10 protein-coding genes are annotated in these 14,551 nt (G+C 36.2%); all 10 read right to left on the bottom strand.

All coding sequences use genetic code 11. The features are described 5' to 3' along the window. Genes IGI72_RS19040 through IGI72_RS18995 form a run of 10 tightly spaced genes read right to left on the bottom strand, consistent with a single transcriptional unit; the run spans nt 1 to nt 14,543 of the window. Nucleotides 1-1,047: a hypothetical protein gene (locus IGI72_RS19040; RefSeq protein WP_413155989.1), complete on the bottom strand. Its 1,047-nt coding sequence runs from the start codon at nt 1,045-1,047 to the stop codon at nt 1-3. A 13-nt stretch (nt 1,048-1,060) separates the two neighbouring features. Then, nucleotides 1,061-2,683: a hypothetical protein gene (locus IGI72_RS19035; RefSeq protein ID WP_438755342.1), complete on the bottom strand. Its 1,623-nt coding sequence runs from the start codon at nt 2,681-2,683 to the stop codon at nt 1,061-1,063. A 13-nt stretch (nt 2,684-2,696) separates the two neighbouring features. Further along, complete coding sequence (locus IGI72_RS19030; protein ID WP_413155990.1) at nt 2,697-3,506, bottom strand: baseplate J/gp47 family protein; 810 nt, start codon at nt 3,504-3,506, stop codon at nt 2,697-2,699. Beyond that, nucleotides 3,503-4,021 (bottom strand): hypothetical protein, encoded by a 519-nt coding sequence (locus IGI72_RS19025; protein ID WP_086373425.1) that lies wholly within the window; start codon nt 4,019-4,021, stop codon nt 3,503-3,505. Before IGI72_RS19025 ends, IGI72_RS19030 begins: the two co-directional genes overlap by 4 nt. Nucleotides 4,022-4,045: 24 nt before the next feature. Continuing rightward, nucleotides 4,046-4,477 (bottom strand): hypothetical protein, encoded by a 432-nt coding sequence (locus IGI72_RS19020; RefSeq protein ID WP_438755341.1) that lies wholly within the window; start codon nt 4,475-4,477, stop codon nt 4,046-4,048. A 13-nt stretch (nt 4,478-4,490) separates the two neighbouring features. Next, complete coding sequence (locus tag IGI72_RS19015) at nt 4,491-4,850, bottom strand: hypothetical protein (protein WP_086373427.1); 360 nt, start codon at nt 4,848-4,850, stop codon at nt 4,491-4,493. Next, nucleotides 4,840-5,043 carry a hypothetical protein gene (locus IGI72_RS19010; RefSeq protein WP_086373428.1) on the bottom strand — a complete coding sequence of 68 codons (204 nt, stop codon included), beginning with the start codon at nt 5,041-5,043 and terminating at the stop codon, nt 4,840-4,842. Before IGI72_RS19010 ends, IGI72_RS19015 begins: the two co-directional genes overlap by 11 nt. Before the next feature lie 17 nt (nt 5,044-5,060). Continuing rightward, nucleotides 5,061-5,600 (bottom strand): hypothetical protein, encoded by a 540-nt coding sequence (locus tag IGI72_RS19005; protein WP_438755340.1) that lies wholly within the window; start codon nt 5,598-5,600, stop codon nt 5,061-5,063. Beyond that, nucleotides 5,600-6,943, bottom strand: coding sequence for a CHAP domain-containing protein (locus tag IGI72_RS19000; RefSeq protein ID WP_438755339.1), 1,344 nt, complete (start codon nt 6,941-6,943; stop codon nt 5,600-5,602). Before IGI72_RS19000 ends, IGI72_RS19005 begins: the two co-directional genes overlap by 1 nt. A 46-nt stretch (nt 6,944-6,989) precedes the next feature. After that, the gene (locus tag IGI72_RS18995) at nt 6,990-14,543 is read right to left on the bottom strand and encodes a hypothetical protein (RefSeq protein WP_438755338.1); all 7,554 of its coding nucleotides are present in this window, start codon (nt 14,541-14,543) and stop codon (nt 6,990-6,992) included. Nucleotides 14,544-14,551: the final 8 nt, after the last annotated feature.

Below are 14,551 nucleotides of genomic sequence, written 5' to 3'. Positions count from 1 at the left end.
TTATCTGTCTAATACACTAGGATGCATTGGTTGAACTAATACATTGTCGATTGATATAGCTGCGCTTTGTGTTGTTGCTAGTTTTTCAATGATGAGAGATTCTTCTTTGATTGTATGGTCAAAAACGAAATAATAGTTACGGTAAACGCCATCTACAGTTTCATTTGCAAGTATTTGCTGGGCTTGTGAGGAACCTATTCGACATCTGAGGATAGGAGTTGTAATTGGTAAATTAGAAGATTTGTCTACTTTAAATCTTATATTTGCAACATATTTTCCTAAGTGGACATTATTAAGAGAGGTATTAAGAAGCGTACTCAGTAAAGTTTCATGACTTTTAGTTACTTTACCAGTTAATGTAGGGGCTGATACCTGGGAGCAATTAGCATTAATAGCCATGTTATCTGTACTAAATTCTCTGCTATAACGACTATTGAAGGAACCTTCAGCTTCTAGAGCTGCTTTTACTACCCCGCCCTTCGACTTAGATAATTTATCTGCTAGAGAGTTGGTAATCGTTGTAGCATCTGTTTTACTTAATTTAATGTCTGAGGCTAAAAGTCCTGTATCTGATTGTGTCAGATTCAAGTTAGACTTAGGTAATAACCCAGAAATCTCTTGTGTTAAGGAGATTTTTGGCGGTTGGCCATTAGTCCCAGTATGGGAATGTTTTTTTAGAGTGGGTCTTGATTCATTGTTTACCCATCCAGCCCCGCCGTATCTTTCGTCAAAAAGTCCGTTTTCTACCCTTCCAATTCTTTCTGAAACAGATGAATTTTCAATGATTGTTGCTGTATTTGTAGCCCCAGTATAAACCATAGGAGTCACACCTAATGCTCGTTGAATAGACATAACAGCGTCGTATAATGAATTTAGATATTCAGCCATTACAAAATCAGGAACTTCTCCTTCTCCTACGTTCACATGACCTTTCATATTCTTGTTTGAATCTCTTGAATCTAGGTTATTTGGGTATAGTGTCATACTTAAATCTTTGTAGTTCTGTTTATTTGTGAATTTTCCGTTTTCGGAACGATATCCTGCCATTTAAAATTCTCCTTTAGTTTCTAAGATAACCAAGAGTATCTAGATTCAAAGAAATTTTTCCATCTTTGATTAGGATACTATTTGTTTCATAATAGCCAGTTTGGAAATCGGCTGTTGTATCGTATATTTGTTGGAATGCACCATATCCCAATTCTAGTGATGAACCATTTGTACTTATATCCGCATATTTAACCTGGGTGATTGGTGAGCCATCTTTTCCATTTTGCGGATTGAGCCATTTATCACTGGTATCGAAAGCCAGTTTTTTTTCAGTTCCTTGGCCATCTTCGTAGATTATATTTAGTTCTGGAATATTTGGAGACTTGGTTTCATCAGTAGTGCTCATTCTTACTGTGAGTTTCATAATGTTGTCTGTAGTTTCATGCAGGAAATCATTAGATTTGATAAAGTCTAAATCGCTCTCCACAGCTGTAACTGCATTCGGGTCAAAGAAATCAATTCTGTGATTATAATCAAATTCTTGTTCACCTTTGATTTGAAAAGGCTGCTGAACAAGTTCAGAAGCTTCAATCGTGTATTTGAATGGCTGCTCTTTGTAACTTTTGTCGGGAACTTTTCCTTTGGCATAAATTTTATATCTAAATGAAATTTCAGGGTATAACTCTTCTGCATTTTCATAGAACCCCATCAAACCTATGTAAGCTTTAAATGTTCGTTTGTTTTCTTGTTCAATTGGAGGATGGACTAACAGGTCTTCATCTGCTCCTACACCAGATTGAAAAAAGGAATCAGGAAGGACTGTAGTATCAACATCCCATATATGAGGAAGATAGTAAATTCCCAAATTGTCTTGTTCTAGAGAGTACCAATAAGCTTCACCAAAGTTCATTTCGTCATATGTGAATTTTAGTGTTTCATTTATCTGTTTCGCATAGGAAATGAGTCTTTTAGTAGGTGTTCCATCCTTATTAGTTAATGTGTCTAAAAATGCATGGTCTGAAAGATAGTTAACCTGTATTTCTGATTTTGATAAACCTAATTCTCTTGCTAAACCATTTTTTATGCCTGAAGCTGTTGAGTTTGCAGGATTTTTAAAAACATCTAGAATGCGCTCTTTAAATTTTTCATTGGTTTCTCCAAATAGTCGTGAGAGTCCAACTAACAACCCAATTTCATCGAAAGCATTCCATACATGATGAAGAATTAAGTCGTATTGTTTTGTACCGTTGACTTCAACATAGTCGAAAGGTTGGTTTACGTCAGGATAATATTCAAAATTTACTCTCAGATATAACATACCTTGACTTCGGTCTAAAAATGTTCTCGGAGAAAGGAAGTCATCGTATGAGTAAAATTCTCTAATTGTATTGCAGTGCTTAACAGTAGTTATTGTGTTTGTTTTTTCATAGATATTAACACTTATAAAAGAGTCAAAATCTGGTATTTTTTCAGTAGCTAAAGGAATTTTATATAGGATATCAATCATGTCTGTTCTTGCAGTACCAATATAAAAATCATTTACAATAGCATCTAGTTCAATCTTAAATCTTTCTAAGCTCATTCCAAAAACATCTAAAAATTGTGCGCCATTTGATTTTTGGTCTCTAGCCATTTTCATCCATGAAGGAAACTTTTCCATGATATTCTGGGTAAATGGACTTACGTAATTTGTCATATCTGTCATCTCCTCATAACACCGTTATGGTTCCTGGTACAAATCTCTGATTACTTAAAGGAGAGGTATTAGAAATTCGAAGAGGTTTCCCGTTAATAACTAAATTAATTACCCCCATGTCTATAATCTTCTCGGAAGTATCCATAGTTCTTTGAATGATTTCGTTTATAATTAACATTTCATTCTTCTTCATTGAATTTAGATAATTTGTAATTGATGAAAAGACCTTATTTCGTATATCACGTTTCTCCATTTCCGTTGATTTATCAGTAAATTGTAATAAAACTTGTAAGTCTACCACCACCGAAATTGGAACTTCCACTTCAAATGTAATCCCTTCTGATACGGCTTCGGATATGGCGTTTTTAACTTTTTGAACTAAAGCAAATTCATTAGTTTGTCCTTGTTCAGGATAAATATAAACTGTGAAAGAACCAGGACCTTTAGAGTATTTTCTAAATTCGTATTCTGCTACACCAGAAACCGACATTATAGCTTCTTCTATTGCTATGAAATTTCCTCCTGATAAAGTATAAACGGCATTTGTGGTTCTCCTTTTTAAGTTTTCATCAGATTCGAGCTCTTCTCTTGATATTCCTACTAGTTCAGCAAGCTTGTTTAAATATTCTCCTGTAGAGGTTGATACATACGACATATCTTGCATGAATTTTGCTTGTTCATATAAAAAGTAAATTTCTTCGGCTGTTGCATCGACAATAGCTTTAGCAATCGAGCCATCTTGTGTAGTATTGATTCCTAACTTAGATTGAAGGGTTGCATACATTTCTTGAATCATTTCTTCTTTTGTTTTTTGTACTATCATTTGTAAATACTCCCTTCAATTTCATAGTAATTTAGAATTCCAATTTCTAAGTCTAAAACAAAATTATATTGGTAGGTTGTTTGTTCGTTTCTCTGCAACCGAATGTTATACATTATTTTTGTTGGAGATACAGGAACTGAATCAATTTCAAAATCAGTCGTTTTTAGATATCCTGAAGAGGTTAACGCATCTGAAATATTTTTAATTCCCTTTGCAGCTGTCTTCGGAGAGTTTAACTCACCAGCTAAATCAGAAACGTTTGCTCCAATTGTGGGATAAATACTCCAGTCAGGATTGTCGGTTCTCAAGATTGATTGAATCCATTGAAGTTTCTCATCATACCCAAAGACAGTATCAATGTCCCTTATTGGTACAGAATCCGATAAAGGCTCTGTAGTTACGTGTCCATTTGATAGTTGTGCTGAAGAGGAGTAATATAGCAGATTTCCATTATCATCAGTAACTTGCTGGCCCAAAGCTAAGTCTCCATCCGGAGTTAGTTTTAAATCTGACATAGGTATCTCCTTTCTAACCTATTTCTAGGCCTGTTTTTTTATTAACTCTTTTAAGCTATTCGTTTTCCCTTTTTTTCGAGGAAACTCTTGAATACCACTTTCGTTTAATACGTATCCATTAGAAACTAGTCCATTAGCGCTCGTAATATTCTCGACTTGTTTAGCAATAAACTGTATTCTATCCGCAAAGAAAATCAATCGCTTGTCCGATGTAAACCTGAAGCCAGCACCATTTTCAGCGAAAGCATCTATCGAACCATCATCTTTGATTCTTAAGTATGAATGGTTTTTTGGATGTTTAATCCCGACTTCTTCTTCTGTTATTCTTGAACTTTTTTGAGTTTCTTTAAGATAGTTTTTCTCAGTCGATTTTCTGATGCTTTCTATATTTTTTCTCCATTGCGGAATATCAAACGTTATATCTCCATCTTCGAAAGTTCGCTTTTCAAAACCCATGATTTTATTCCTCCTAGAATAGATTTGTAGAAGTCGGAAGATTTTTACCTTTATCAAAAACGAAATCGTAAGAGTTTTGGGCTTTCTTGATTACACTTGCTATGTACATGCTTTCTTTCTTTTGATTCCGATAAGCTAGCTCTACGTAATCCCCGGCTTTTAGACTTTCCGAAAATATACCATCCCCATATCTAGGAAAAGAAATCTTCTTAGCAGTCCTAAGAATATTGTCATTGTCTTTGTAGGTAATGTCTACTTTCCGTTCATCGTGATAAACGACAGTAACAAATCCGACCACTGCATGTTTTACTGCAGAGATAGCAGGGTCAATCAATTTTGATTTTATGTTTTGTTGAATCGAATTACTCATCATAGATTAAATCACTCTCTTCCGGATTATAATCGGTCCAATAAAGTTCATCTAAGAACATTGCTTCGTGATATTCAATAAGTTCCAATTTTTCTTTTATAGTCTGAAAAGAACCAACCAAGTGATAATCAGTTCTTTCAGTTTCAAACGCAGAAACTAAGTAGCAGCCATTAAAGTTACCATATAATAAGTTCATAGATTTTCCTCCTATTTTTAGGACCAAGGACCTTCATATATTCCTGCATTGTATAAAAATATTTCCTTTGGTGATATATCAAGATGGACATAGCCTTGTGATTCTTCGAAATCGCCACCTAGTACTATATTTGGAATACCAGCTCTGAATGCGGCATTGGTTATTTTTCTAGCATGTGTCTTATCTGCTGCTGCAATATCAATAGCTAATCCAGCGTTATGTGCATTTATTCCATATACGAGTGGAGACCTGAAACCATGTATAATATCAAGTATTCCATCACCGTAATATGATAGGAACAATTCAACTGCCTTATGCATATCTAAAGGATAATAATCAAATGTGTCAATGCGGTCTAAATGATTTAGCTGGCTATTATTTAAAGGTTTATACTCAGAAAAATCATCTTTAATAGCTTCTATTATTCTTGCATTTAGATACTCTTTTCTTTCGATAGTGGGAGGATAATATCTACCTAATTCGAAACGTCCTCGTTCGGGATGAATATCTGGGTAAGATTCCTTAATTTCACGATTCTTGACTACTTGCATGCTCATCACTTCCCTTCGATAAAAGATGCTCTGCTAACTACAGATGCGTTAATGACTCTCCATGAAACACGTCCACTTCCTGGGTCTCTTACGTTACATTCAGAAACAAGTACACTTCCATCAGAGTTTATGTGCTCAACAACTGTCACATGACCATACAAGGGGCTACTACCAGCATCACCCGGTCTAATACTCATAGCTGTTCCCACTTTGGGAGTACTAGAAACTTTGAATCCCTTTTGTCTACCAGAATCCCCCCAAAAGCCACCATTGCCCATATAGTCATCTACTTTAGAATTCAATTGGTACATACGGTTGAACACATAGAATGTACATTGACCAAATGGGTACGAACCTGATGTATTATAGTTGAATCCATTGTAGGATTTGAGTTTCAGTTTACCTTTGTACTGTGGAAAGTCTGTTTCAACTTTGTCGATTACAATCTTCATTTTCTTTCCACCACTTGGGTCTTTTCCACCATCCGTTCCTCCAGAACTTCCAGAGCTATCGGCTTTAATACCTTGTAAAGTTTTGTAGTTGTTATTAGCACTAAGTCCAAAACCTTCGTATATCTCTGCAAATGCATCTCTATACTTAGCCCCGTTATTAGCCCCTCTGACGTCGTAACCATTCCATAAGTGAGCTATATTTTTAACTGAAGTGGCTATACCTATGCTTTTGGCAACTGCAGCCTTTCCTTCAGCACATTTCATAAACATCTCGATGTTGTAGTCCGGTTCATATAATTTTTCTGGATGAGGTATGTTTACCCCTACATTTCCTGGTGTTATCTGAGTTAGCCCTCTAGAGTCTGCATCAGAGGCTTGTGTATTTGGGTTTCCCGAAGATTCCATTAAGGCAATAATTTTGACCATCATAGGGTCGATTTTTGCGTTTTTTGAATGTTTCAAAATAATGTCATCAAATTCTGCCATCTTTTTCAACTTTGCTTTTATACCAGATGTAAATGGTCCACCATTTGATGACCATGGGTTTCTAGTTGCAGTAGAGTCTGGTCCTTTGTATTCGTCTAAACCAAAAAGTTTGCTGTTACTAGTTCCTACTGAATCTAGATTTCCATCTGAATCTTCTGTACTTGAACCAGTCGCATTTTCATCTAACAGGTTTAGTTCACTCTTCATTTTAAAAACACCGAGTTCTTTTTCTATGCTTCTATAAGTTGAAGCAAAATCTCTACTTCGTTTGTGAGTATCTTCCTGCTGACTAGTAATTGTTTTTGTGTCTGAAGCAATAACGGATGCAATTTTTACAGTTCCCGTAGATAATATTTCGCTGAATAGGTCAAATACGCTCATAAAATAAGTCCTTTCATTGTTTTCTAGCATAGTTTTAACCACCACAATCTAAAAAAACAAGAGGAAATCCTCTTGTTTATTCAGACATAAAATTTAGTAATTTTGGTATGAAAGTAAATGCTAACTCATCATTCTCAGGATTATCATCCCCAAACTCCGCATTCATCCATCGGTCTCTCATGCTCGCTGCATCTCCTACCACACTTCCCTGGTGCCCATTGATACCTGCTGTTAAGGACGTCCCTTTGTACTTCAGTGGGAATATCATAACGCATTGCATATCTTGCTTAGTTCTTCGCCAAGCCTCCATGAACCCAGAAACAGCTATTTCAATTGCTGTTGAAATAATAATATTCCAAACTGTTCCAGATTTAATGAGAGTCTTCCCAATCATAGCAACCCTTTTAGTTGTCTTAACTGCGGTATTTAAGTGTTTTACGGTTGAAGCGTAGCGTACCTGTTTCTTGATGGTTTTCAAATCATTTAGCGTATCTAATGCATCGTTCATAATTGTTTGTTTTGCTAGTACATTATTAAAACTGTATTTACTGTTAAATGGTAATTTGGTAGAGAGTCCAACTAGTTTTGTTCTAAATTTGGTCGATTTGTAATTCTTTTTAGCTACTTTTACAACATCAGCAATTTCATCTATAATCCCTGCCCTACTCTGTCTCATGCTCGATTGCAAAGCAAGCATTGCCTCATCACTTAAAGAGGATGTTGTCTTAACAGTTCTTACTAGTGAATTGTATTTTTCCATGCTACCTGCTAATGAAGAAGTTCCGTTCAACCCATTTAATGATTTGACAACAGAACCTAAGTATTTGTCAGCTAACCAGTTAGATGCGCTTAAAGCTTTATCTTTGGCAAAGCCACTTACTGCTGTCGCTCCAAAGGACTCTGCCCATGAAGACAGTGTTTTTATTGTGGTAGCGGACAAGTAGTGTCCGACTCCTAGAACTATACTGTATCTTGCTAAATGAGAAGCCATGTTTTTGCCAGCAGAGGACAATTTATCAGCTAGATAAAGTAACTCGTAGTCCCAATTAACCACGTAGGCATCAGGCTCAATAATGGTGATAAATCCAGTCTCTACAGATACTTGATGATGAACGGCTTTAACTAGATGAGTGCCGTGCATATCATTTATTGTATCTGATATTGTGCAAGCATCATGAGGTTTTATAGTTGAGTCGCCAACGACAATCAACTCTCCTTTATACATATCTTTCATAAAATCACGAACTGTAGAGTGCCCATATTTCTGGGCTTGAGCTTCCGTAGTCCAATAATTTGATAGCTTCCATCTAGCTACCAATTTAGCTTCTACTGTTACAGTTTTTTGTTTATCGAAACGAATATCATTATCTGCTTGCACTACAGGTGCTACTCGCCCATCATAAGTGACGATAACGTTGGGATAAACTCCCTCTTCGCTCGCCGTGATATTGTTTTGAATTATGTTATGTGTAGAAGAATAGAAATGATGTTGCATGAATGATTTTCGTTTAGTAGCTACAATCGAACGTTTCCATTGGACGCCATCATTATCACTTCCTGGTTTATATTCGCTTCCTTCTTGAGTGTATTGAGAAAGGTAGCGATAGGTGTAAGGCCAATGTGGTTTTCCAAAGAATAAGGTACTTCTGTATTCGAATGGTACTACAGCTGCAATGTAATCAGAAGAACAGTAGGCAAATGTTTGAACAATATCCCAAACAGTACTTCCATATAAGGAAACAAGAATGTTATCTTCATCATATCCGCTTTTGGCTTCATCCCAATTTCCGCTAAGTAATTCACTCCAATTAGGCATGATGGTTGGTAATAATTTTCCTTCATCTGATTTTTGAGCAATCCATTGTGATGAAGTCCCCTTACCATTTTGGCTATAGACATTTTGCATTGTTTCTCCGTACTCATCAGACCAAAAGTACAAATTACCTTCGGGTGTTACAGCAGATTGTCCGAAATGTGAAATCCCTGTTGGTAATTCCTTATAAAAATTACCATTGCTGGCAGAGTTTACTACATCTTTAAGCCAGTTTCCCCGAGATGTGAGAAGTTTTCCTATAAATCTTGATGGTTCAGTTATAGTCAAAAGACCTTTGTTTGTATCGTCTTCATCACCAGAAATAACATTGCATAATTCAAGCCCATCTCCTTGCGCAGTTAAATTCAATACGTCTCCATAATCAATTTCTGTTATAGTACCGTTGAATAGAACTGGGAGAGCACGTGCGTCTGAGCCATATCCAAGACGTATATGAAGCCTGGCTCCAGTTTCAATATAAACTGATTCGTATAACTCTTTACGTGCCGAGAATACTTCATCTTTTGGTTTGCCCCACAAATATGATTCCCAGAATTCACTAGAGAAAAACTTGGGAAGATTTAAGTCGTCGTAATCCATAGAAGGCCGTTTGGAGGTTAGACCACCATAAACATTTGAAATTGAAACCATTGCAGTATCAGCAGCAATTTTCCTAGAACGGTAAACATCCATCGATAGTATAGCGTTGGTTCCGTAAAAGTTGTCCCAGCTACGAAATTTCGAATACCATTTTCCTTCATCAATTACTTGAACAAGATAGGATGGGAAAGCTCTAACTAAACGACCCACGTTATCATATAGAAGCATATCTGTATGCATAGATTTGAGAAGATTATCAACACCAGTTCTATCTTCTAATAAATCCGTAGAATCGCCAATAAGTGTCCAATCTTGGTCAGAGTCTGTTTCTGAAGATTCTTTTTTAGCTAGGTCTTCAGCTTTACTGTTTTGTGCTTTATCTAGTTCTTTTCCAGTGTACAACTTGTAAATTTCTGGAATTGCTGTTCCGGAAACGTCGTTGTATAGCGCAGGAACGAGAGAGTTTGTTACCGAACTATAAAACCCGCTCACAATTTTATCTAGTTGAGCGAATATCGCTGATGAATCAGGTGATATTTTTCCTCCAAGATAATCCTGAGTATCTACCCGCAAAGCGTCTACTGCCTCTTGACCAAGCTGAGTTGATGTTTGAGAAGCCTTGTCTGTTAAAAAGGGCATTCTGGTTCCAGTCACACTTAGTATTCCGTAATCAAAAGCACGAGCTCTGAACTCCAAATAATCAGATTGTAAGAAATCTTTGTAATGCTTTAAGAAAGTTGAGACAACAAATTTAACATTGTATTTCCAATCCCAAGCTAATTGTTGTGCTTGATATTTTGTTTCGACGTCCCCTAAGTATGCGCCTAAAATTCCTATTCTGTTGGCATTACGGTCTTTATCAGTACCACAGATTTTGGGTTTTCCATCAGTAAATTGCTGCCAACTACCTGTAGCATTCATAATCGCTTTAAAATAAGCCATTGCTCTTTGAAAAGGTACTGGAGGGATTTTTTTATAGCTACTACCACTTCTGATAGCAAATAACTCTTTTACGTCAGAGGGTTCTTTGGTTGGTTTGGAACCATTTTTAAATGTATCTTTTAGTTCTTTATTTGCTTTATGAGCTTTGTAGTAAGCACCATATACATACTGACTGTCATACCAAGAATATTCATCAAGGTTTTTTGCGCTGTCCGAGCGATAATGCTTAGTTAAATCTTGAGTTGATTCTGCTTTGCCAGTTATAGCATTAAATTCTCCAGGAGCAAAAGTCAAATAGTCAGGACCGACTTGCACGCAGAGTTCATATGCTATTCTCTTCCAAACTTTATCGGCTGACAGTTCTTTTCCTACACCTTCTGATAATAGCCACCGTTTATATCCTGATTCGGATTTTTGATAGGCAGCTGGGACATTCGACAAATCCCATAGGTTAAATTCACTATATGAAGGTTGCCGATTGATATCTTCTAAATATTTAAGAACTTCATTATTTAATTCGTTTCTAAAAATGACAACATTAGCCGTTTCCTCTTTTTTGTCGGAGTCCTTGGTCGCTGTACTATTTCTAGCATCACCTAATGTAGTAATCGGGTCACTCCACTCCCAATCTCTCGAATTTACCAAGTCAGATTTCGGTCCGTAAAGCTCATTTACCGCCTTAGTTGCTTCATCAGATAATTGATAAGCAACTCCCTTTTCTTTGGAAATTACAGTTGATGAAGTTGCAGAAACACCGGAAGCATCCTCAAAATCTGTCGCTATACCTAATGTGTTATCTTCGAGCATCTCTTTCAAGAATTTGCGAAGAGTGTATTCGGATGAGACGTAAAAGTCAGGGTCTAAATAAACTTGATTCAATCGGTTTTGCCATTCACCAATTTTATATTCATCTGGGGTATTGGCTTCTAATAGTGGTAAAGCTTTGACTAATTCAGATACAAATGGTAACTCCAAATCAGGGTAAACTTCTAGTTGGCGTAATTGTTTTTCTATGTAAAAGGAATCTTTACGAGGTGAGTATCCTCCATCAAAAGCTCTATTTATTAGTTCATCATCGGGGTTCGCTCCCATAAACTTATATAGCTTTTCTTGTTGTCTTTGAGCAACATCAAATCCTACCAGAACCATCTCAACCATTTTTCTGTCTGGAAAATTAGGAACAGTGCTAGTAGATACTGTTTCGGGAAGAACGTAAGATATCCCAGTCATGTTTATCAAACTGTTTTCTATTTTCATGAAACCAGACACTATGCCTTCTCTATATTGACGAATGTTTGAGGCTATCTGTCTAAACATTGAATCTAACATTGCTGCTCCATCAGTGGTTGTTTCAAATGATAATTGGACTTTGGGTGTACCTCCACCCAAATATTGTAGTGTTGGGCCATCAACATTCTGGACCTGAGCAGAAGAAAAATTATTTTCTAGATGGACATTCATACCTAATGGAATAATATTAGGTATATTCCAAGTATCGTAAATTACATTTGATGCATTCTCTGCATCTCTAACAAGTGCTATCAAATCCGAATACAGTTCATTTGATTCTGCAACCTCTTTTGAAGCTTCTTTGTGCAAATTCGTCAGTTGAGATAAGATAGTCAGATAGTTAAATGAAATTCCTTCAACATTATCGACTGGAATTATGTATAGTGTCGCCCCATCCGCTGTTACGATTGTTGTTTTATATTTTGAACCAATCAATTTGGCTGCTTCTTCAGTCAATATTGGAATCAAAGCGAATCCAAAGCTATTATAAACAGTGCTCGTTTCAGTCTCTTTGATGACAATACTTTTTAGTTCTGGAGACATAACTTTTACCAGATTTGCGAAAGCACTATTAGCAAATGAGTATCCTGACCCGTTTTGAATTAATGTACGATATTCTTTAGGGAAGAACAGGCCCTTATCCTTAGGACTAGATAAAAATCCAGAATAATCCTTAGAAAATCCAGTATTGGACGAGCTCTCTCCGTAGATATCTATTGCATTAGCTATACCAGCTTTCAACCACTCATCAATTTTGGCCTCACCTTTTTTATCTGCAATTGTTGGTTGTAAGTTGTTTTTTTCAGCTTTTCCAGCAACCAACGGGAATCCACGTGAGTGAGATTTCCATTTTTTATTTGCTTTTGCTTGAATAGAAGTCCAATTTGAAATTGCCGAAATAATTTGTTGAGCAGATATACCATCTGAGTATTTTGCTCCTGTTTCAGTCTCCTTATTGGTAAGCTCTGTTTTCATCTCGCTTGGAGTTTTCATGTTTCTTAGCTTGATTAATGCTTCTTTTCTTTCTTGCAGGTAGTCTTCGTTAACAGTTCTAAATGTAAAATCATTTGATAATTTATCTATTTTTGGAAGGTTCGATACCCACTTTTTATTATCTACAGAATCTACTAATAAATGCTGGTAGTACCATCTGAGTAAAGGATAATTGATTCTAGTTCCGAGTTTTTCATTGTCCATCATATAAGCCTCTGAGTGGAACTGCTCTAGAACCATGGTTACTTTTAGGCTCTCTGGATAATCAGCAATGGTTTCTATAGAAATATTCTTTAGGGCTACATTATCGATATGTAAAGTTTCGTTAATATACTCATTATCTATTGGTAGAAAAGGAGCTTTTTTAAACTGAGCAAGTAGTGGTCTTAAACCGTCAACGTACCAAATCGAGTTTTTCTTATCATCCAGAATATTCACAGGAGCATCAATCTCATAACCGTTTATTTCTTGTAGTGTATTGATGTACAAATCAAGTGTAAGATAATTATCGACATCAGTTGACTGAGTTAACAATGTACTTCTTGAGCGCATCACGTTTAGCTCTTCATTTTTATGAACCTTATCAAGACGAATACTTAAAGGTGGGATAGTAAGTAGAACATCACCAATTCTAACTTTGTTCTTATATTCCCATAATTCGTCAGCATAGGTAAACTCGTTATAAATATCATGGTTTAGAAGTCGGTCGTCATATGGTTTTACATATCTTTGGGAGTTATCTACGAAGTGATTAGGAGCTTCTTCAGTATAAGATTTTGAAGTGTTTTCGGCTTCTTCTTTAGAAGCACTAGAAGTAGTTGTAATACTTGGAGAGTCTGTACCTATTTCTTCAGGCCAACCAGAAACATCTATAGACTCTTGATGTTTGGTGTCTGCTACTGTGGCGAAAAGCAATTTTGATTGGTGAGCGTCCTTCTTTTCTGAAACGAGGGAGTCAGACGTTTGATGTGCGCCGCCAGAAAATCTTGCAAATGGAATGATATTTGAACCTGGATAATCAGTCTGAATTTCAAAGTTTACTAATGGATAACCTCGTAACATCTCCTTATTCACATTCAATGCAGTGAATTTCCCGGATGAAAATACTTTTTCTAATTCTAATGTTGAGTCAATTTTTGTTTTATAAACAACACCAATCGGAGTTGATTTAGAAGGATGTATGGCGAATTGTCCATTTGACTTGTACAAGCTTACCGCAAGTATTTTCGAAGTTTTAACTAATCCCATATTTTTAGTTTTAGATTCTTCGGCAGCTAGCTGTAAAGCTTCTACTGGAACCTTATACAATTCTGCTAAAAAGCTATTTGCTTGATATGTGCCTTGAGACTTAGTTACTGGAGCTTGAACTCCCAAATAATTAACTGTAATTCGTGAGCCTATTTCTAAGTTTGCTTTACCTATAGCTTCAGGGATAATCTCTCCTCGAGGCCATAAAAAGCCTGCCACTGTTGCTGTAACGTAATCTCCTGAATCAACATTTGCAGTTGTTCCCTCAAGGAATACCCAATACTCATTAGGCACATCTGAATTTATAGGATTAAAAGAAAAGTCAATATTAGCATTATGCAGTGATGGCGATTGTTGAACAACCTCATAATTTGAAGAAGGAAATGAGATTCCTTCTTCAAAAATAGTTATTGGTCTATAAGAAATAGTTTTAGTAATAAATTTATAAGTCTTTTCTGAAATCTCGCAATAGGCTGGTTTATCACCTAAAAAGTTTAAAGCGATAAATCGATTGGTAATATCTGAAACTTGGTGCATTCCAAACGTGAAAGGATATTTTTTTATATTCGCTGCTGCTTGTGTAAGAAATCGAGCTAATCGTTGTCCCACTGGTGATGAACCAGCAGGACCAATTGTAAAATTCATTGTTGAATTTACTACGTTCTCAATATTTACGCTAAGCAACCAAGGAGATGTTTCTGTTTCCTTTGAAAAAGCGACTATGACCCCATCGGTTACATTCATATATTTCC

Source organism: Enterococcus sp. DIV1059_2 (assembly GCF_051713685.1).
GTDB classification, from domain to species: Bacteria; Bacillota; Bacilli; order Lactobacillales; family Enterococcaceae; genus Enterococcus_D; species Enterococcus_D casseliflavus.
This window is presented reverse-complemented; position numbering and strand designations above follow the sequence as displayed.